This window comes from Myceligenerans halotolerans (genome assembly GCF_054782975.1).
The window spans coordinates 1-19,114 of sequence record NZ_BAAGRL010000062.1 but is presented as its reverse complement, the minus strand read 5'-3'; the positions used below and the strand labels follow the sequence as shown (position 1 = coordinate 19,114).

The 19,114-nt window shown below is 71.3% G+C and carries 19 protein-coding genes; 9 read left to right on the top strand and 10 right to left on the bottom strand.

The window, feature by feature from the left end; genetic code table 11:
* Window positions 1-142: 142 nt before the first annotated feature.
* The 4 genes from dnaE to ACYVK5_RS25010 all read right to left on the bottom strand — a co-directional run bounded on the left by dnaE (window position 143) and on the right by ACYVK5_RS25010 (window position 6,878).
* The gene (gene dnaE, locus ACYVK5_RS25025; protein ID WP_460708835.1) at window positions 143-3,469 is read right to left on the bottom strand and encodes a DNA polymerase III subunit alpha; all 3,327 of its coding nucleotides are present in this window, start codon (window positions 3,467-3,469) and stop codon (window positions 143-145) included.
* Window positions 3,462-5,066 carry a DNA polymerase Y family protein gene (locus tag ACYVK5_RS25020; protein ID WP_460708833.1) on the bottom strand — a complete coding sequence of 535 codons (1,605 nt, stop codon included), beginning with the start codon at window positions 5,064-5,066 and terminating at the stop codon, window positions 3,462-3,464. Before ACYVK5_RS25020 ends, dnaE begins: the two co-directional genes overlap by 8 nt.
* On the bottom strand, window positions 5,063-5,776 hold the full coding sequence (locus ACYVK5_RS25015) for a hypothetical protein (RefSeq protein WP_460708831.1): 714 nt from the start codon (window positions 5,774-5,776) through the stop codon (window positions 5,063-5,065). Before ACYVK5_RS25015 ends, ACYVK5_RS25020 begins: the two co-directional genes overlap by 4 nt.
* 181 nt (window positions 5,777-5,957) lie before the next feature.
* Entirely contained in the window at window positions 5,958-6,878 is a 921-nt protein-coding gene (locus ACYVK5_RS25010; RefSeq protein ID WP_460708914.1) for a siderophore-interacting protein, read from the bottom strand.
* A 218-nt stretch (window positions 6,879-7,096) separates the two neighbouring features.
* On the opposite strand from ACYVK5_RS25010, the gene ACYVK5_RS25005 reads away from it, so the two are divergent.
* The gene (locus ACYVK5_RS25005) at window positions 7,097-7,900 is read left to right on the top strand and encodes an MHYT domain-containing protein (protein WP_460708829.1); all 804 of its coding nucleotides are present in this window, start codon (window positions 7,097-7,099) and stop codon (window positions 7,898-7,900) included.
* 165 nt (window positions 7,901-8,065) lie between these two features.
* Entirely contained in the window at window positions 8,066-9,292 is a 1,227-nt protein-coding gene (locus tag ACYVK5_RS25000) for a sulfotransferase family protein (RefSeq protein ID WP_460708827.1), read from the top strand.
* A gap of 12 nt (window positions 9,293-9,304) precedes the next feature.
* Here the strand turns inward: ACYVK5_RS25000 and ACYVK5_RS24995 are convergent, their stop codons facing one another.
* Complete coding sequence (locus ACYVK5_RS24995) at window positions 9,305-9,439, bottom strand: hypothetical protein (protein ID WP_460708825.1); 135 nt, start codon at window positions 9,437-9,439, stop codon at window positions 9,305-9,307.
* 78 nt (window positions 9,440-9,517) lie between these two features.
* Window positions 9,518-10,738: a helix-turn-helix domain-containing protein gene (locus ACYVK5_RS24990; RefSeq protein ID WP_460708823.1), complete on the bottom strand. Its 1,221-nt coding sequence runs from the start codon at window positions 10,736-10,738 to the stop codon at window positions 9,518-9,520.
* A 239-nt stretch (window positions 10,739-10,977) separates the two neighbouring features.
* On the opposite strand from ACYVK5_RS24990, the gene ACYVK5_RS24985 reads away from it, so the two are divergent.
* From ACYVK5_RS24985 to ACYVK5_RS24975, 3 genes are all read left to right on the top strand, one after another.
* Window positions 10,978-11,259 (top strand): HAD hydrolase family protein, encoded by a 282-nt coding sequence (locus tag ACYVK5_RS24985; RefSeq protein WP_460708821.1) that lies wholly within the window; start codon window positions 10,978-10,980, stop codon window positions 11,257-11,259.
* 97 nt (window positions 11,260-11,356) lie between these two features.
* Complete coding sequence (locus ACYVK5_RS24980; RefSeq protein ID WP_460708819.1) at window positions 11,357-11,947, top strand: hypothetical protein; 591 nt, start codon at window positions 11,357-11,359, stop codon at window positions 11,945-11,947.
* A 46-nt stretch (window positions 11,948-11,993) separates the two neighbouring features.
* Window positions 11,994-13,022: a fatty acid desaturase family protein gene (locus ACYVK5_RS24975; protein ID WP_460708817.1), complete on the top strand. Its 1,029-nt coding sequence runs from the start codon at window positions 11,994-11,996 to the stop codon at window positions 13,020-13,022.
* A 32-nt stretch (window positions 13,023-13,054) separates the two neighbouring features.
* Here the strand turns inward: ACYVK5_RS24975 and ACYVK5_RS24970 are convergent, their stop codons facing one another.
* Together ACYVK5_RS24970 and ACYVK5_RS24965 are read right to left on the bottom strand one after the other, a co-directional pair.
* Window positions 13,055-13,867: a hypothetical protein gene (locus ACYVK5_RS24970; protein WP_460708815.1), complete on the bottom strand. Its 813-nt coding sequence runs from the start codon at window positions 13,865-13,867 to the stop codon at window positions 13,055-13,057.
* 162 nt (window positions 13,868-14,029) lie between these two features.
* On the bottom strand, window positions 14,030-14,575 hold the full coding sequence (locus ACYVK5_RS24965; RefSeq protein WP_460708813.1) for a hypothetical protein: 546 nt from the start codon (window positions 14,573-14,575) through the stop codon (window positions 14,030-14,032).
* Window positions 14,576-14,877: 302 nt separating this feature from the next.
* Here ACYVK5_RS24965 and ACYVK5_RS24960 point away from each other — a divergent pair, with 302 nt between their 5' ends.
* The 4 genes from ACYVK5_RS24960 to ACYVK5_RS24945 all read left to right on the top strand — a co-directional run bounded on the left by ACYVK5_RS24960 (window position 14,878) and on the right by ACYVK5_RS24945 (window position 17,972).
* Window positions 14,878-15,189 carry a hypothetical protein gene (locus ACYVK5_RS24960; RefSeq protein WP_460708811.1) on the top strand — a complete coding sequence of 104 codons (312 nt, stop codon included), beginning with the start codon at window positions 14,878-14,880 and terminating at the stop codon, window positions 15,187-15,189.
* Between the two features lie 403 nt (window positions 15,190-15,592).
* Window positions 15,593-16,252 carry a class I SAM-dependent methyltransferase gene (locus tag ACYVK5_RS24955; protein ID WP_460708809.1) on the top strand — a complete coding sequence of 220 codons (660 nt, stop codon included), beginning with the start codon at window positions 15,593-15,595 and terminating at the stop codon, window positions 16,250-16,252.
* Window positions 16,253-16,449: 197 nt separating this feature from the next.
* Window positions 16,450-17,022, top strand: a complete 573-nt coding sequence (locus ACYVK5_RS24950; RefSeq protein WP_460708807.1) for a hypothetical protein — start codon at window positions 16,450-16,452, stop codon at window positions 17,020-17,022.
* Window positions 17,019-17,972: a hypothetical protein gene (locus ACYVK5_RS24945; protein WP_460708805.1), complete on the top strand. Its 954-nt coding sequence runs from the start codon at window positions 17,019-17,021 to the stop codon at window positions 17,970-17,972. The genes ACYVK5_RS24950 and ACYVK5_RS24945 overlap by 4 nt, the downstream gene beginning before the upstream one ends.
* 190 nt (window positions 17,973-18,162) lie before the next feature.
* Here the strand turns inward: ACYVK5_RS24945 and ACYVK5_RS24940 are convergent, their stop codons facing one another.
* On the bottom strand, window positions 18,163-18,429 hold the full coding sequence (locus ACYVK5_RS24940; RefSeq protein WP_460708803.1) for a hypothetical protein: 267 nt from the start codon (window positions 18,427-18,429) through the stop codon (window positions 18,163-18,165).
* A 15-nt stretch (window positions 18,430-18,444) separates the two neighbouring features.
* The coding region (locus tag ACYVK5_RS24935) for a cell wall-binding repeat-containing protein (protein ID WP_460708801.1) at window positions 18,445-19,114 on the bottom strand (670 nt) is incomplete at its 5' end.

Here is a 19,114-nt window from a genome sequence, read left to right as displayed (position 1 = left end):
CTCTCACCCTGCGCCAGCCGTCAAGAAAACCGGCCCGGACCTGCTCCGTCACGCAGACCGGGGCAAATTAATACCCAAGGTATGGGGGCCCCACGGAACGGTCAAGGAAACTCGCACGAGCCCGGGCCGGCGACGCCGACGGTCACCGGAAGTCGCGCGACGTCCCCACCGCGGTCAGGCTCAGCGGCGCCAGGTGCTCGGCCAGGAGGTTCACCGCGCCGTCGGCCGACTCCACCCGCCCCCGCACCACCATCGCCGGCGCCGACCGCGCCACCTGGCGGAACCGTCGCCACAGCCCGGGCGTGCAGATCACGTTGAGCAGCCCGGTCTCGTCCTCGAGCGACAGGAACGTCACGCCGCCCGCGGTGCCGGGCCGCTGCCGGTGCGTCACCACGCCGCCGACGGCGACCCGCCGGCCCGGCTCCGTCGCCGTCACCTCCGCCACCGTGCGCACGCCCGCCGCGACGAGGCCCTCGCGCACGTACTGCGTCGGGTAGGAGTCGGGCGTCACGCCCGTCGCCCACGCGTCGGCCCGGACCACCTCCGTCTCGGCCATCCCCGGCAGCGCGGGCGCCTCCGTCCCCGCGCTCACCCCCGGCAGCGTTCCCGGCCCCTCCTGCCCCAGGGCGCCCGCCGCCCACAGCGCCGCGCGGCGCGTGAGACCCAGCGACTCCAGCGCTCCCGCCGTCGCCAGCGCCTCCAGCTGGGCGGTCGTGAGGTTCACGCGCCGGACCAGGTCCCGCAGGTCGGCGAAGCCGCCCGGCGACGCTCCCCCGTCGTCCCTCGCGGCGACGATCTCCTCGGCGAGCTCGTCGCTGATCCCCTTCACCCCGGCCAGCCCCATCCGCACCGCGAGCGCCGGCTTCCGTCGTTCCACGCACGCGAGCGCCCTCGACGCGTTCACGTCGGGGCGCAGCACCCGCACGTCGTGCCGGCGGGCGTCGGCGACCAGGGACTGCGGCGAGTAGAACCCCATCGGCTGCGCGGCCAGCAGCGCGGCGTAGAAGGCGGCGGGGTGGTGCACCTTGAGCCAGGCGCTGGCGTACACGAGGTGGGCGAAGGAGTAGGCGTGGGACTCGGGGAACCCGAAGTCGGCGAACGCCTTGAGCTTCTCGTAGATCTCGTCCCGTACGGGTTCGGGGATGCCCCGGTCGGCCATCCCGGTGTGCAGCCGTGCCCGGAGCGCCTCCATGCGTTCGGCGCTGCGCTTGGAGCCCATGGCGCGGCGCAGCTGGTCCGACTCGGCGGGGGTGAAGCCGGCGACGTCGATCGCCATCTGCATGAGCTGTTCCTGGAAGAGGGGTACGCCGAGGGTGCGGCGCAGCGAGTTCTCCAGCAGGGGGTGCGGGTACTTGATCGTCAGTTCTCCTCGGGCGCGGGCCTGCGCGCGCTCGATGTACGGGTGCACGGATCCGCCCTGGATGGGTCCGGGGCGGATGAGCGCGACCTCGACGACGATGTCGTAGAACGTGCGGGGCCGCAGCCGGGGCAGGGTGGCCATCTGGGCGCGGGACTCGACCTGGAACACGCCGACGGTGTCGGCCTCGCACAGCAGGTCGTAGACGCGTTCGTCCTCGGGTGGCAGGCCGTGCAGGGTGAGCTGCCGTCCGGTGTGCTCGGCGACGGACTCGAACGCGTACCGGATCGCGGTGAGCATCCCGAGCCCGAGCAGGTCGAACTTCACGAGCCCGGCGTCGGCGCAGTCCTCCTTGTCCCACTGCAGCACGGTGCGCCCTTCCATCCGCGCCCACTCGACGGGGCACACGTCGATGACGGGCCGGTCGCACATGACCATGCCGCCGGAGTGGATGCCGAGGTGGCGGGGCAGGCGGAGCATGCGGTCGGCGAGGTCGATCACGTCGGCGGGGATCTGGCCCTCCTCGGCCGCCGTGGGCGGGGAGTGCCGTGGTACGACGTCGTGGGTGTCGTCGGAGCGGGGCCGGCCCGGCTCGCGCGGTTCGGCGGCGAGGACGTCGACGAACCGGCCCGGGGGCGGCGGGGGGCCGTCCTTCGGTTTCAGGCTGCCCCACCGTTCGATGCTCCGGGACCAGGCGTCCGCCTGTCCGACGTCGTACCCGAGTGCGCGGGACGCGTCCCGGACGGCGGACCGGGGCCGGTAGGTGATGACGTTCGCGACCTGCGCGGCGTGCGTGCGGCCGAAGCGGTCGTAGACGTACTGGATGACCTCCTCGCGGCGCACGGACTCGATGTCCAGGTCGATGTCCGGGGGGCCGTCCCGTTCCGGCGCGAGGAAGCGTTCGAACAGCAGGCCGTGCCGGACGGCGTCGACGGCGGTGATGCCCAGCGCGTAGCAGACCGCGGAGTTCGCGGCGCTGCCCCGTCCCTGACACAGGATGCCGCGGCGGCGGCAGAAGTCCACCAGGTCGTGGACCACCAGGAAGTACCCGGGGAAGTGCATCTCGGTGATGATCCGCAGTTCGTGGTCGATCTTCTCCCAGGCGCGCGCCACCAGGCCGTCCGACGTCGTCCCCGGCCGCCTTCCGTAGCGTTCCTCGGCCCCGCGGTAGGTGAGCTCGCGCAGCCAGCTCGCCTCGTCGTGGCCGTCGGGGACTGGGTGGGGCGGCAGGTCCGGGGCGATGAGGTCCAGGTCGAAGGCGCACTCGACGCCCAGCCGGGCGGCGTTCGCCACGGCCTCGGGATGGCGGGCGTGCAGCCGCGCCATCTCGGCGCCGGAGCGCAGGTGGGCGCTCGCCCCGCCGGGCAGGTAGCCGTCCAGGTCGTCGAGCGACGAGCGGGCCCGCACGGCCGCGAGCGCCCCGGCGAGGTCGGCGTCCGACGGGCGGGCGTAGTGCGCGGCGGTGGTCGCGACCAGGGGTAGCCGGGCGTCGGCGGCGAGCAGGGCGAGCGAGTCGTGCAGGTCGGTGTCGCGGGGGTCGCCGGTGGCGGTGATCTCGACGACGACGTTCTCACGGCCGAACACGCCGGTCAGTGCGTCGAGCTCGCGGCGGGCGGCTTCGAGGCGGGCGGTGCGGGCGCCGGGCCCGGCCAGGGCGCGGCGGACCGCGCCCTTGCGGCATCCGGTGAGCACGAGCCATTCGCCGCGTGCCTTTTCCCCGAGGCCTTCGAGGGTGTAGCGGGCGGCGCCCTTGGTGCCTGCGTCCAGGTGTGCGGTGCCGATGGCGGACGACAGGCGCCGGTACCCGTCGGCGCCCCGGGCCAGGGCGACCAGGTGCGTGGCCCGCGGGTCGGGGACGCCGGTGGGCCGGTCGAGCACCGGGCCGGCGGCCCCGGGGGCGGGCAGGTGCAGTTCCGCGCCGAACGCGGTCGCGAGCTCCACCTTCTTGGCGGCCTCGGAGAACCGCACCACTCCGTAGAGGCCGTCGTGGTCGGTGATGGCGAGCGCCTTCAGTCCGAGCCGCGCGCCCTCGGCGGCGAGCGCCTCGGGCGGGGAGGCGCCGTCGAGGAAGCTGTAGGCGGAGTGTGCGTGCAGTTCGGCGTAGTCAGTCATACAGCGCCTCCAGTCGCCAGGCGCCCGCGGTCCGGGCAAGCAGGAGTCCGCGGCCGTCGTCGGCCACGACCTGCAGGTAGACGCGGCGGGCGCCGCCGTCGGGCCGCCACCACCGTTCGACGACGGGCCATGGGCCGGCCCAGCCGGTGACGCGTGCGGTGCCGCGTTCGCTGCGCACGAGCGCGGGTTCGCCGCTCATGGCGAGGCGGGCGTCGACGACGACGTCGGCCCCGGTCGCGTCCAGCACCCGGGCGGGCGAGGGCTCGGTGAGCACGACGGCGGGGGCCGGGTCGGGGAGGGCTCCCGGCCACGGCCGGTCCGGGTCGCGTTCGGGCGTGGTGTCCTCGCCGAACGGCACGAACAGGATCCGGGAGCGCGGGTCGCGGCCGCCCTGCCGGCGCGGGACGAGCACGCTGGAGGCGCCGCGCAGGGCCTGGACGCGTTCGACGGCGCGGACCGCGCGCAGTCCTTCCCCGGCGGACGGCCCCCAGAGGGCGGGCTGGGTGGCGCCGGCGGGGGCGACCTCGTCGGCGGTGAGGGTGATCCGGGTGATCGGCGCGGGTTCCGGCGTGCCGTGGGTCAGCCAGCCGGTGAGCTGCCAGCGCACGCGGTCGGTGAGGCGTGCGGCCGACATCCCCGTGGCGTCGTCGGTGCGCCAGACCCGTTCGCAGGTGCGCGGTTCGCCGGTGACGGGGTCGGCGGCGTCGGCCGTCACGATCACGCGGCCGCACGCCATGCCCCGGGCGGCCAGCTGCGCGTGCAGGTCCTCGGCGACGCGGCGGGCGGCGAACGCGGCGATGTCGGCGCGGTCCGCGGGCGGGTCGAGCTCGGCGGTCGCGGTGACGGCGGCCTCGGGACGGCGGCGGGACGGCGGGCGCACGTCCTCGGCGGCGGCCAGGCGGCGGGCCCAGGTTCCCAGCGGCCCGAAGCGGCCGTGCACGCTCCCGGCCGGCAGGGCGGCCACGTCGCCGAGGGTGTACAGGCCGAGGCGCCGCCACAGGTCGAGGAGGTCGGCCAGGGCGGAGTCGTCCGGGCGGGCGCGGGCCAGGTCGGTGACCGGGCGCGGGGCGAGGTGGGCGGCGGACGCCCCGGGTGGCACGACGGTCTCGTCGCGGGCGGCGAGCACGGCGGCGAGGAAGCCGTCGGCGACGCCGACCTGGCACTCGTGGCCCGTGTCCCGGGCGACCGCCTCGGTGAGCTCGCGCGCCAGGTCGTGCTCGGAGCCGTGGTAGCGGGCGGCGCCGCCCGGGTCCAGGAGCAGCAGTCCCGGCCGGACCACCTCGATCCCGGCCACCACGGTCTCGGCCGAGGCCGCGACGGGTTCGAACGCGGCGGCGTCGCGGGCGTCGTCGGCGGGGAGGACGACCAGTCCGGCGCAGTGCTGCTGCGCGGTACGACGCCGCATGCCGCGGCGCACCCCGGCCGCCCGCGCGGGCACGCTCGCCGCGACGACCCGCTGCCCGGTGGAGCGTCCGGCCCCGCTCGCCGACGCCCCGCCGAGCACCGCCGCGGGCAGGTGCGCGCCTGTGCCGGACGCCGCCATCGCGGCCACGACGGGCCAGTCCGGCACCCACACCGCGGCGGTCCGGATCCTCATCCCGCCCTCACCTCCGCCACCGGGGTGCAGGGCAGGGCGACCGGGCGGGCGGCGCTGCCGCGACCCGTGCGGCGCACCGTCAGGGTGCGGCGGCGCAGCCGGCCCGCGCCGTGGTCGACGCCCTCCCAGGTGCCGGGGCCCGCGGACAGGACGACGTGCGCGCCGGGCCACGCGGCGGCGCCGGCCGGGGCGGTCTGCGCGACGAGCAGCACCACGTCCCGTTCCCGGGCGCGTGCCGTGAGGCGGCGGCGGTCGGCGTCCAGGAGCGCCGTGCGGGGGCCGACGACCACCAGGTCCATCCCGTCCAGGAGGGCCGCCACCACGGCGGGGGCGTCCGCGCCCGGGTCGGGGACGCAGACGATGCGATCCAGGTCGCACCCGGCGCCGGCCGCGGCGGCGAGCCCCACCTCCGGGTGGCCCACGAACACGGTCCACGCGCCCGCGCGTGACGGGGCGGCCAGCAGGGCGAGCAGCAGCGTCGTCGACCCCGACACCACCACCGTGGTCCCGGCCACGAGGCCGCCGTCGGGCAGCAGGTGCGCCACCTCGGGGCCCACCGGCCGGACCTTCCCGCCCGGACCGGACTCCTCCCGGGCGGCCGGGACGTGCGCGCGGACGCCGGTGCGCGTCTCGACGGCCCGCAGGGCGCCGAGCGCCCGGTCACGCCGTGCCGCGTGCTGCTCCCGGGCGGCCTGAGGGATAGCGGTCATCTGCCCTCCAGCGGTGGTGCTGCCGGAACGGGCCGGTCGAGCATGACGGAACTTGATCGAACATGCGTTCGATTCTTCCGTCAGTACACAGTGGTGTCGACGCCCTGTCAACCGCGCTGGCCAGGGGCACGGCGGCGCGCCGGGCCCGCGCCGCCGGAGGGCGGGGAGGCCTCAGGCGGGGTTAGATCTCCGCGCGCCCTTTGCGCCAGTAGCCCATGAACGCGACGGCCTTGCGGTCCACCCCGCGCTCACCCACGAGGTAGCGCCGCAGCGTCTTGATGACGCCCGCCTCACCAGCGAGCCACGCGTACAGCACGGTGTCCTGCACCAGGGGCGCACCGGCGTCGTCGACCGGGACCTCCCACAGGATCTCGGAGTCCACGTCGATGTCGGCCGGCTCGTCGACGGCCGCGGGACCGGTGCCGGGCTCCGACGAGGGGCGCACGCCCATCGCGAGCATCCGGTCCGCGGCGGCGCGCACCGCGGGGATCAGGAGGTCCCCGTGGTCGGCGCCGTCGCGGGCGAGCCAGGTCACGCGCACACCCTCCGGCGCGGCGACGACCCAGCCGTCCTCGGGGTGCGGCACCTCGAGGAAGACCTCGCCGACGGCGTCCGCAGGCAGCGCCTCGCAGATCGCGGCGATGGCCGGGACGGCGGTCTCGTCACCGGCGAGCAGCAGGGCGTGGCTCCGCGCCGGCGGCGCGAACTCGCGCCCGCCGTGCCGGCCCGCGTAGTGCGCGTCCGGCCCCAGGATCACCAGGGGCTCGCCCGCGCGGACGGCCGTCGCCCAGCGCGAGGCCGGCCCGGAGTCGCCGTGCAGCACCATGTCCACGTCGACCTCACCACGGTCCTGGCGCACCGCCCGCACCGTGTAGGTGCGCAGCGGGTTGCGCCGCTCGGACGGGAGCTCGCGCCAGGCGGTGAACCAGTCCGGGTCGTCCCGCAGCAGGTGGTCCCAGCCGCCGGACGGGTCCGGGAGCAGCAGCTTGATGCGCTGGTCGTGCCCGTTGTCCGCGAACCGGCCGAGGTCCGCGCCGGTGAACGTCACCCGGACGAACGAGGGACACAGCCGCGTGACGCGGGCCACCTCGACGTCGAACATCCGGTACGGGGCAGTCGAAGCACTCTGGGTCGTCACGATGGTAAGCCTAACCTCACTTCGATGTCCGCTCGCAACCGGTTTGCCCCACCGACCGCGTTTCGCCGGGCATGCGAGGCACATCACCCCTAGTCTCTGCGCGAGTGTCCGTTCCGGACGCCCCAGCTCGGCTCCCCAGAGGCCGAGAGCCGGAGCGGGCAGGAGGTTTACCGACACCTTTGATGGACCACTTCACCTACGGCGCCCTGACGCCGTTGCTGTCCTTCGCCCTGTCCTGCGCCGGGTGCGGGGTGGGGCTGTCCTGCACCGCCCGCGCCCGTGTCGCCACCGGCGCCGCGCGCACGGTCTGGCTGCTGCTCGGGGCGATCGCGATCGGCGGCACCGGCATCTGGGTCATGCACTTCGTCGCGATGCTCGGGTTCTCCGTCACGGGCGCGCAGATCCACTACGACGTGTTCACCACCGTCGCCTCCATGCTCCTCGCGGTGGCCGTCGTCGCCGTCGGCCTCTTCCTCGTGCACCGTGAGGAGGGCGGCACGGTCGCCCTCCTCACGGGCGGGATCGTCGCGGGCCTCGGCGTCGCCGTCATGCACTACATGGGCATGGCGGCGATGCACGTCGGCGTCGAGATCGCCTACGACCCGCTGCTCGTCGTGACGTCCGTCGTCATCGCGATGGCGGCCGCCACCGGGGCGCTCTGGCTCTCCGCCCGCGTGCGCGGCATCGGCGCCGGCGCGGTGGCGACCGTGGTGATGGGGCTCGCCGTGTCCGGCATGCACTACACGGGCATGGCCGCGATGCGCATCACCTCCTACCGCCTCCTGGGCTCGCCGATCGAGACCCCCGCCATCGGCCTGCCGGCGACGCAGTTCCTGGTCCCCCTGATGATCGGGATCGTGGCCAGCACGGCGGCACTGCTGATCATGGCGGCCGCGTGGCCGAGCGCCTCGGAGATGGAGGTCCAGGCGGAGTTCGACGCCTGGGCGGAGCGGCAGCGGGAACGGTCGAGGTCGGCGCGGTCGTGATCGGGATGTTGTTGCGGATGGGCAGTTCGGCGCTCCTTCGGCGCCAGGCGCCCGGTGGAGGCGGCAGGTGTTCGACAGATGTGCCCGTTTGCGGCAAGGTTCATCCACGTCGGAGCCGTTCTCGCTGGTGACGAGCGGCCCGCCTGCCGGGAGCGAAGGGACATCGTGAGCCGTACCACGCGTGCCGCCAAGTTCGTCAACACCGTTTTCGGTCCTGCGCTGCGGAGCCGGGAGGATCCACCGGCGGCGTGGGCCAAGGCCGTCGCCCGTGCCGAACAGGCTGCCGGTACCGCGGACCCGGAGTTCGCCGCCGGTCTCGATGCGATTGTCGCCGGCGTCGCCGAGATCCCCCGGCTGTCGCCCCTGGGCTGGACCCTCGCCCTGGCCACGCTCCAGGACAGATACGCCAACCGGCTGCGGATCAACACCCTCCTGGCCGACCGCCCCGAGATCACCGACGAGCCGATCGAGCGCCCGGTGTTCGTGCTGGGGCTGCCACGCACGGCGACCACCCTGACGCACCGGTTGCTGGCCGCCTCACCCGCCCACCGAGGCCCGCTCCTGTGGGAGATGGGGTACACCGGCCTCGAGGATCCCTCCGTCGCCGCCCGGCAGATCAAGCGGCACAACCTGGGCAGCCGCGTGACGACCGCGCTGTTCGCGCCCGGGCTGAAGGATCAGCACCCGACCGCCGCCGAGCAGCCGGAGGAGTCGATGTGGCTGCTCCCGCACGGCTTCTGGCAGGCGCAGTTCGGCGTGATGCCGTCCTACGCCGCCTGGCTCGCGGGGCGCAGTGCGGCCGGGTCGGCCGGCGACTTCGAGCACCTGAAGCAGGGGCTGCAGGTACTCCAGCACGGTCGTGAGCGCCGGCGCTGGATCCTGAAGTTCCCGCAGCACCTGAACGACATGTCCACGATCAAGAAGGTGTTCCCGGACGCGACGTTCGTGTGGACGCATCGCGACCCGGCCGCCGTCGTCGGCTCGACGTGCAGCCTCATAGAGACCGCCTGGTCGCTCTACCAGAACGATCCCGACCGGCAGGAGATCGGACGGTTCGTGCTGGACATGCTGCTCACCCTGGTGACCAACGGCCTGGAGTCGCGGCTCAGCCTGCCACCGTCCTCGATCGTGGACGTGCCCTACCACCGGCTGAACGCCGATCCGCACGCGGAGGTGCCGCGGGTCTACGCGGGCATCGGGGCGTCGTGGACGGCGAGCGACCAGGCGCGGCTCGACGACGTGCTCGCGCGGCCCGCGGGCAGCCGCCCGCACCGCTACGACCTGACCGACTACGGGCTGACCCCGGAACGGATCACCGAGGCGTTCACCCCCTACCTGGGCCTGCTGCGAACGTTCGACGTGCCGGACGCCGAACCCACGACCGAACTGTGACGGCTTCGCTTCCTATCGGAGACGTTCGATCGTCTCGAAGATCTCGGCGTCGGTCTCCTGTTGCCAGGCGGGCATGTCGTCCCAGTCGGCGACGTAGGAGGGCTTGGGGTCGGGGAAGCGCTTGTAGATCTGCCCGATCCAGCACAAGGCGACGAACCGGCCCTTCTGCTCGCGGGTGAGGCGTCCGGCCGCACCGTCGGTGATCTGGGCGAAGGCGCGGACCGCTCACCACTCCTCGCCGGGGCCGAGCCACGCGGCGAATCGGGCGAGTGGTTCGTTTGCGCGCCGGTGGGCGCGCACCAGAAGTCCGGTCACCTGGCGAGTCGTCGGGTGGTGCCGCGTCTGTTGCGGCGCTACGGCCCTTGCCCGCTCCAGACTCGCGAGCGACTGACCGTGGGAGCCTTGCCAGAAATACGCCTTGGCGAGATCCATGTGGTACTGCCCGAGCCGGATCGGCAGCCGGTTTCGCAGGTCGTCCGGAAGGTGAGTCTCGTCGGCGTGAGCGAGCGCGGTCGAGGCATTCTCCGCCTCGACCGACGCCGCGACCGCATGGATGGCAACGTTCGACGGGCCGAAGCAGAGGTTGCGCCAGTCGTTGTCGGTGTCCCGGTCGAGGCGGTCCGATATCCGACGCGCCTCAGCAACATGTCCTGTCGCATCGGCGCCCTTGCCCGCGCGAGCAGCGAGGATCGACGAACGGAGGTGAAGCGACCCAAGCATTCGCAGCCGGGACTCGTCTTCCTGTGACCCCGGATCGATCGCCGTCATCGCCTGGTCGAGCAGGGCCAGGCCTGCGCCGTACTCCCCCATGCGCATCAGCGACGTGCAGCGATTCCAGTCCGCGAAGGCCTTGGCCGTCGGGGCTTTCGTCTGACCGGAGATCCATTGAATCCGATCTTCCGCGATGATGGACAGGTCCTCGTAGCCAGTCCTATACGCGACAGCGTGCGCAATGTAGAACATGTTCAGCAGGGCGTCGAAGACGACCTCGCGATGTCGTTCATCGCTGGTTGTTCGGAGCGTCGCGAACGCTTCCATGAGCACGGCCGGCAACTCCCTCGTGACCTGGATGCTCTGGTCGAGCTGGTAGAGCTGCGCGATCTTCCCCGCGTCCTGCGCAAGGACGGCAGGACCACGGGGCGTCGTTTCCAACTCCGTGTCCAGGTCCCAGTACGCCAACGCTCGGCGGAGGTTCGGAATCAGGTCGTGGATCTCATCGGGTCGCGGCCCTTCGCGATGGTAGGGCTGGCCGGTGAGCGCTCCGACATCGACATGAAGTGCACGGGCCAGGCCGGCGGCGACCGGCTGGGACACCTCTCGTTCCCCTGACTCAATCTTCCGAAGCAGCGAGTAGCTGATGTTCGCGCGCTGTGCCAAGGCGGTCTGCGTGTGGCCTCGGGCCTTGCGTTGCCTTGCGATGCGCTGGCCGATCGAGTCGTCGTTCATGCCAAACCTCACTGTGCAGGCGATGGGCAGGGCGGTCTCACACTACGGCCCGGGCCGTCCGACAGGAACCGCCTCCGGCAGCCCGACTGCTGTCCACGGTACGTCGACCACCGATACCTGCGGGCGGCGCAACTGCCACAAAGTGTGGCAGTCGACCTCTCTGGGTACGACAACCGCCACAGAGTGTGGCGCCACAAGAGTGTGGCCTCCTGATGGATTGATTCTCGTCACGGTAGATCGTGACGGCAGAAATTCCCCGCCGTCGCCAGGTTCTCGAACTCGACCGACCGGAGCGTGAAAACATCGTCGGCCCCCAGGTCACAAAGGCCCCCGCGGCCGAGGCGCTGCGCATGGCATGGGGCATCCCTCACCAGGACACCGCCGCGATCGGCGACGGACTGAACGACGTCGCCCTCCTGGACCAGCACGGCGCCGCGGCCTTCTTCGACTCCCTCGTCCTCAGCACCCGGCCGCTGACCGGCGAGCCTCTGCCGACCCGTCAGAGGGCGAGGATGCGATGATCACTGCCCGGCACGGAACCTCCGTACGTCTGACTCGCCGCACCAGGAGACCCCTGCCCACCTGCCCGGCGACACTCGTCAGGTGTAGCCTCGAAATATGGGTGATCGACGGATCGACCCCCAGGAGGTCGATCGAGCTGATTCTCCGGCCGGGGGAACATCCTCCGCTCCCGGCGACGACGCGTCGAACGCACGATGGAACGACGACGGCGGGTTCGAGCCGGACGCCACGGACGACGCCCTCGCTCCCGCGGACGCCGTCGCACCCGCCCATGGCGCGAAGGGCGGGCTCTTCCTGCGGGGAGTGCTGGACTCGGCGCTCCCCCACGAGCTCGGCACGGACGACGAGCCTGAGCGGTACACCGTCGCCGCGGTCTTCTCCCGCCGGGTGTCCGCCGAGGAACGAGTTCTCATCGAGGGGCCGAGCACCCTGGCGGCGCTCGCCGGGCGAGGCTACCCAGGAGTGACCCTGAGGGTGGCGGACCGCCGGCTCGAGATCACGCAGACGAACCTGGAGATGCTTGCCGGCGGTCTCGCCACCGAGATCGCGGCGGTGCTGCGCGACGTCGAACAGCAGGTCGTCGCCGCGCGTGAGCGGCGCGCCGAGGAGGTTCTCCGGTGGAGCGAGGCGGAAGCGGCGCGAGCCGCCCGCGTGAAGGCCGAGGCAGACCGTGTCCGTTTCGAGTGACCGACAGCCCGCGAGGACGACGGCGCGCCGGGCGCCCGCTCGCCGGGTGACGCGCGACTACTCGGTCCTCGCCAAGACCGTGCGTGAGTCTGGCCTGCACCGGCGGCGCTATGCGTACTACTGGACGCGGCTCCTCATCGCGGTCGCCGCGTTCGGGGCGGTCTGGGCCGGGATCGTGCTCCTCGGCGACTCGTGGTGGCAGCTGCTGCTGGCCGCGGCCCTGGCGGTGGTGCTGACCCAGCTGGCATTCCTCGGGCACGACAGCGCGCACCGCCAGATCTTCCGCTCACGGGCGTGGAACGACTGGACCGCCCGCATCCTGGCGAACGTGTTCGTCGGACTGAGCCACATGTGGTGGACGACGAAGCACAACGCCCACCACACCGCGCCGAACCAGGAGACGCGCGACCCGGACATCTCCCCCGGCGTGATCGCCTTCACGCCCGCGGTCGTGGCGAGCCGCCACGGATGGCGCCGATGGTTCGCCCGGCGGCAGGGCTGGTTCTTCTTCCCGCTGCTCACGCTCGAGGGCCTGAATCTGCACGTGGCGAGCGTGCGCACCGTGTTCGGGAGAAGGGCCGTGGTGCACCGCTGGCTGGAGATCCCGGTCCTCCTGGTGCGCCTCGCCCTGAACATCGCCGTGCTCATGATCCTGCTGCCACCCGCGATGGCCGGCGCGTTCCTCGCCGTGCAGCTCGGGGTGTTCGGCGTGCTCCTCGGTGGCGCATTCGCCCCGAACCACAAGGGGATGCCGATCGTGCCGGCCGATGCCGACGTCGACTTCCTGCGCCGGCAGGTGCTCATGTCTCGCAACATCCGCGGGAACGCCGTCGTCGACTTCTTCATGGGCGGGCTCAACCGGCAGATCGAGCACCACCTGTTCCCGAGCATGCCGCGGCCCAACCTCAAGCACGTCCAGCCGTTGGTGCGCGAGTACTGCTCCACCCTCGGCGTGACCTACACCGAGGTCGGGTTCTTCACCTCCTACCGGATCGTCGTCCGCTACCTGAACGACGTGGAACACCGGGCCCGCGACCCCTTCTCCTGCCCGCTGGCGGCCCAGCTCGGGCGCTGAGGCGGGGCCAGGGCTCCCTACCGGGCTACGCCTCAGGGTCGGTCGTCCCGGTCGCGTTCCAGTTCGCGTTCCAGTTCACGTTCCAGTTCACGGAGCTTGCGTGCCCGTTGGCGCTCCAGTTCGCGTTCCTCATCTTCCTGGGCACGGACCTCACGTTCCAGGGCACGGACCTCGCGCCACATCGTGAAGATGGACTTCTGGTCGATGGGGTGCTGCGGGCGCGAACGACTCCACCAGCGCCCGGCCCACGACGAGCCGACGACGGCCAGGATCCAACCCGCCAGGGCTCCTTGCCACGGGCTCGGACGGTCCCGCTCGAAGGGCAGCGCATAGGTATGAGTGGTCGTGCCATCGCGAGTCGACGTCGAGATCTTCCACACCACCGGGTCGCCGACCTCGAGCGGCCGCTGAGCATCCAGGCCCAGCATGACCGGCTGCGTCGGCGCCGGCGGCAGGTCCCGCTCCCGCTTCACCGGCTCGGGGTCGAACCGCACCGCCACCTCGCAGCGCTCCAGCCACCACAAGGTCGCCGGCCCGCGAGCGCACCCCTGGACCGCGACGACCCTGCCCTCGTAGTTGGGAGACGACGTTGTGGGAGGGTCCAGGTAGAGGGTGAGTCCGATGCCGATGAAGAACGGTACGAACAGCCCCACCATCCAGCTCCAGAACGTGGGGTCGGCGTATCCCTGGTTACCTTCGAGGCGCCGGTCCCAGCGCCGGATGGTCTTCTCGCTCGGCCACTTGACGACCTTGCCGAAGAACAGTGCGATCAACCAGGCGGGCCCCGCACCCCCGACGAACACGATCAGCGCGGTCAGCACGTTGGGCAGCAGAGTCTCAGGCACCGCACGATCCTCCCGCCACACCGGCCGTCGCAGCAAAGCCGGCGACTTCGAGCCGCGGTGCCAGGCGGTCCGCCGACGAGCTCAACGCCGACATGTGCGTCCTTCCCGATACCGACGGCACGACGAACTACTTCGTACGTGGTCAGAGAGCATCGGCACCAGTCACAGGGAGTAGTACGCCTTGAGGCTCACGGCATTGGTGTAGGCATACTCACTGATATCTTCCTGTGTGGACCGCTCGATGTCGATCACGATCTTGTCCCCGTGCGGAACGGTGATCAACTGCGACAGTTCGATCACCTCCTGCGCTTGCTGCGTCTGACCTGTCTCGGGGTTGTCCCAGATGATGGCCACGACACGAACGTCAGCGCTCGCGCCATTCGGGTTCTCCAACGCGACCTTGCTGAAGCCGGCCGGGTAGTCCAACGGCACCCCGTCGTCATCGAGCGGTACTGCCTCCAGAGGTGCCTGCCACGCGGACGCCTCGACCGGGATGGCCTCAACCTCCAAGACACGGACATCATCGACCGCGGCAGCTCCAGGACCGTCGAAAATGAGCACATCGATGTTCTCGCCAGGGCCGATGACCATGTTCGCCACCATCGAGCCGTAGACGGACTGGACCCGCACGTCAGGGAGCACCTCGCCCGACTCATCGAACGCCACGACGGCCGCCTTGATCACCAGTCTCTGCCGTGTCTCGCTCACGATCGCCAGGGTCTGATCCATGTACCCGGGCCCGGTCGTACGGTCAAATCTGAACGACAACTCATCAGACAGATCGCCCCTGCCGACCTTCCCGACAAGGCCGCATCCGGCCAAGGCGATCACGACAGCGAGAGCGACAGCGGAGCACCGAAACGACCGCGACAGGTTCGAGGACACAGGCAGATCCTGCCACCGAACGCAGTGCCAGTCAGGACACCCCGTCGTCCGCTAATCTCAGATGCGCTCCGGCGGCTTCGTTCTGGTAGACATGCGCGGAACCTCCGCACTCTCAGGGCTGAGGCATGACTCCCGAACCCCGCACCCCTCCCGCCGTACCGGAGGCTCAGCCAGCGTCGGCCCGGCCTGCACCGATCGACACGCGGCCCGCAGGGCCCGGCCCCGGCTCGGACCTCTCGCAGCAGCGACCTCCTCGCAACGGCGTACCGGTCACGGCGTGGCTGGTACCGCTTCTGACCCTCTTCATCGGCGGGCTCGGCGCAGCCGGCTGCTTCATCGTCGGTCAGCTCGACACGGCTCGCCAGGGCCAGGCCAGCGGCGAACGGCCGCTCGCCGCTGGCCAAGAGATGCATGACGCGCTCCAGGACGGCGAGTAGCACCTCACGGTCAGCCCGCGGACTGACTGCGATCCGGGCCAACAGGGCGTTGTCGTTCCAGGCGGAGTCGCTCCGGTGCACGATCAGGGCCAGCACATCTGATGTGACGTCAGAGCCTTCGGCGAGGACATGCCATACGAAGGGATACGGGCAGCGGGCCAGCTCACGCAGTTCATCCGGCGACGTGTCTGGCGCCAGCGCCCGGTCACGATACGTTTCCGGGCTACGCATCGGGTTCGAGGGATTGTCGAGTCGACCAGCTACTGCGTGAGCAACGCATGGGTCCGCGTCACGGGCACCAACGACGAGGACGACTCTGGGAAGCCGCAGATGCGTTCAACAGGGCGAACCCGGCCCAGGACGCGGCCGGACCGCCGTAGCATGTCGCCGCTACCATCAGCCCGTGGGTGAGACACCGGAGTTCGCGAGCGTACGTCGCGCCTATGACACCGTCGCGGAGGACTACGCCGCCTTCTTCCACGACACCCGCAACGAGACCGCGGACGACCTCGCCCTGATCGACACGTTCGCCGACGCGGTGTCCGAAAGCCCACGCCCCTGCGTCGTCCTCGACGCCGGGTGCGGCACCGGACGGATGAGCCGCTACCTCGCAGCCCGCGGGGTGACCGTCCGCGGCGTCGACCTCTCCCCCGGCATGATCGCTCAGGCGCGCCAGGCACAACCGGATGCCTCGTTCGACGTCGGCTCGCTCACCGACTTGCCCTACGACGACGGCATGTTCGCCGGCGTCCTGCTCTGGTACTCGATCATCCACACCCCCGCCCCCGCCCAGCCCAAGATCTTCGCCGAGGTCCGGCGCGTCGTGCGCGACGGCGGCCCGGTGCTCGTCGGCTTCCAGACCGGCGAGGGTGTCCACGACGTCGCCCCCGCCTACCGCCGCCGCGGACACGACGTCGAACTCCTGCGCTACCCGTTTACACCCGACCAGGTCACACGATGGATGTCCGACGCCGGACTACGCGAAATACACCGGCACGTGGAACCGCCCGAGAACGGCCGGCCTCACGGGCAATGCACGCTGCTCGCGGTCGCCGAGGCCTGATTCCGACCGTTCCGCCTGGCGGGGCTCAGTGTCCGGGTGCGCCGAGGACGGTCAGGCCGGCGCCGCGGTCAGCGGGCCACCACCACGCGTGTGCCTATCACGACTTGTCCCAAGGGATCTATCCTGATAGTCGAAGACGGGGGTTCCAGATGCGAGTCCGTACCGCGGGGTCTTCAGCGCGCCGGCGGCAGGTGCCGGTGATTCTGCTCGTGACGCTCGTGCTCGCAGTCGGTACGGCCTGTTCCTGGGGTGGTGACGACGCGTCGGGCGGTGACGCCGCCCAGACGCATGACGTCGAGGATGGGGACACGGGCGGCGGGGACGAAGATACCGACGGCGGCGCGAAGCCCTCGCCCGTTCGCGTGGCCCGTGCCACGGAGCAGATTAGTCCCGAGAACCCGGTGCCCGTGGGCGTGGTCGCGGACCAGGCAGCGGACCAGATGGCGACCGACGAGTGCCCGGGAGGCGAGCTGTGCGTCGAGATCGACATCCAACCGGATGACCGCACCTGCATGTATATACGCGCCGAGCCGGCCGCGGGGGAGCTGATCGACATCGGCGCCACGCTGACCCTGTTCGGTGACTGCAGAGTCCACCTGGTGCCTGACCCCGACAACGAAGGCCAGTACATCAAGGTGGGCACTGAGGGCACGGACGAACCGTCCGCCCCTTCGTCCCCGTCGCCCACCCAGCCCTCACCGCCCACCGCTCCATCCCCGGCACCGCCCGAGGGCCCATCCCCGGAACCAGCAGAGGGAGGTGAGGGGTGACCGAACGTGAGAAGACCCCGGCCGGCGAGAGTGTCCCGGTCGACGTCGGCCGGATCATGCGCATCGCGACCGAGATCGTCGCGCCGGTCACGCTGGTCACCGCGCTGCTGTACTTCTTCGGGCGCAAGCAGATGACGTTCTTCTACGACTACTTCGGCGTCGAGATCTCGTCACTTGGCCTGACCACTACCGACTATCTGCTCCTGGCACAGGACGGGCTCCTGATCCCGCTCGCAGTTGTGGCGATGGGCGTCCTCGTCACACTGTGGGTCCGCGATGGGGCTCGTGTCTTCGGGACCCGCCCGGACATCGAGACCTGGGTCATGCGGGTGGCCGCCAGCCTCGGGGGACTCCTGACGCTGTTCGGGCTGATCCAGGCTCTCTGGCCGGGCATCGGCCTGGCCGGCTGGGTACCGACGTGGATCGCGCCTCTGTGCCTGGCGGGCGGCGTCCTGCTGCTCGACCTCGCCGTACGCCGATGGCAGGTGCGGCGGCAACGCGACGACGCGTCGTGGGTTCCGCCGTCGGAGACGGCACGTCTCGCCGAATGGGGTGCGGCGTTCGTGCTGGTGGCAGTGTCGCTGTTCTGGGCGGCGGCGGACTATTCCGCGGCCGTGGGCCAGGCGCGAGCCCACCAGTTCGTGCACGACCTGCCGACGTACTCATCCGTGGTGGTGCGCAGCAGCACGGATCTGCAGATCGTCGAGCCGGGCGTCACGACGGCGGTGTGCTCGACGGACGAGTCCGGGTTCCGTTACCGGTACGACGGCCTGGTTCTCATGGTCGCGTCGGGCGGTCAGTACGTGCTCATCCCGCGCACCTGGTCGCGGGACACGTCCAGTGTGGTCTCGATCCCCACGACCGACGGCGTTCGCCTGGACCACCTGAGCCCGTCGCCCGAACATCAGGCACGCCAGGGTCCGACTTCCGAGCCAGGCGGTCCGTGCTGAGAGTTCGACCGACCTGCGACGAGTGGCCCGGCGACGAGCAGCCCTGCCGCCAGAGGTACCCCGTCAGATCCGCGTCGCCCAGAACGCCGCCGCCCTGTCGAGGCCCTCGTCTACGTGCGTCGTCGTCCCTGGTGCCGTGACCGGCGCGCGGAGCTGCGCGTGCCGTGACGGTGGCTCCGGCGTGAGGTGCTCAGCCGGCCGACGCCGACGGCCTCTGACGCCAGCGGTCGATGCCGTCGAGGACCAGGTCGAGCCCGGCGTCGAACTCGGCGAGGAAGTCGTACTCGGGGTCTGCCATCACGGCCTCCATCACGGCGAGCATGCTTGGGTACTGCCGCATCGCGGCGACCAGGTCTCCTTCCACGTCGCCGGGCTCGGTGGTGGGCATGGTGCCGCGGTGCAGGTGGCACCCGGTGATCGCCTTGAGGACGGGTTCCTCGGCCACGTAGACGGGCATGCCGAGGCAAGCTGCTCACTCGCCGACGACGTAGTTCTCCAGCTCAGCCTTGAGCCCCGCAGAGATGACACCCGTCCCACCGAGGATGACGATCTGGGACGGTTCGAGCCTCTTCAGTTCGTCCTGGACCGCAGGGGGCAACTTGCCCGTACGCGTCAGGAGGACGGGAGCATCGTGCATCGTGGCGACCGGCCCCCCGGAGAGCGCATCGGGGAAGTTGCCGCCGTTGGCCAGGTAGACCTTGTCGGATCCATCCGGGAACGCGCTCTGCGAGATCGCGACCGACGTCTCGTACCGATTGCTGCCCGCCAAACGCGTGACGGTGCCTTCGGTCATGCCCTGAAGTTCGGACACGACCGCGTCGGAGACGGCGCCCTCACCACCGAGGACCACAATCCGCTGCGGCTTCAGATCGCGCATGACCTCTCCCACGGCATCCGGAACACTGTCCGTCCGGGTCAGCAGGATGGGTGCGTCCTGGGCGCCGGCGACCGGAGCTCCGGACAGTGCGTCCGGAAAGTTGCCGCCCGCCGCGACATAGGCGACCGGCACGCCCTCGCCGAAGTACTGCGCCGCCACGGCCGCGGACGTCTCGTACCTGTGCGCGCCGGACAGGCGGGTGACCAGGGCTTCGGCAAAGTCGTGGCTATAGGAGCGGTGTGAGGGTGTCTTTGCTGTTGAGACG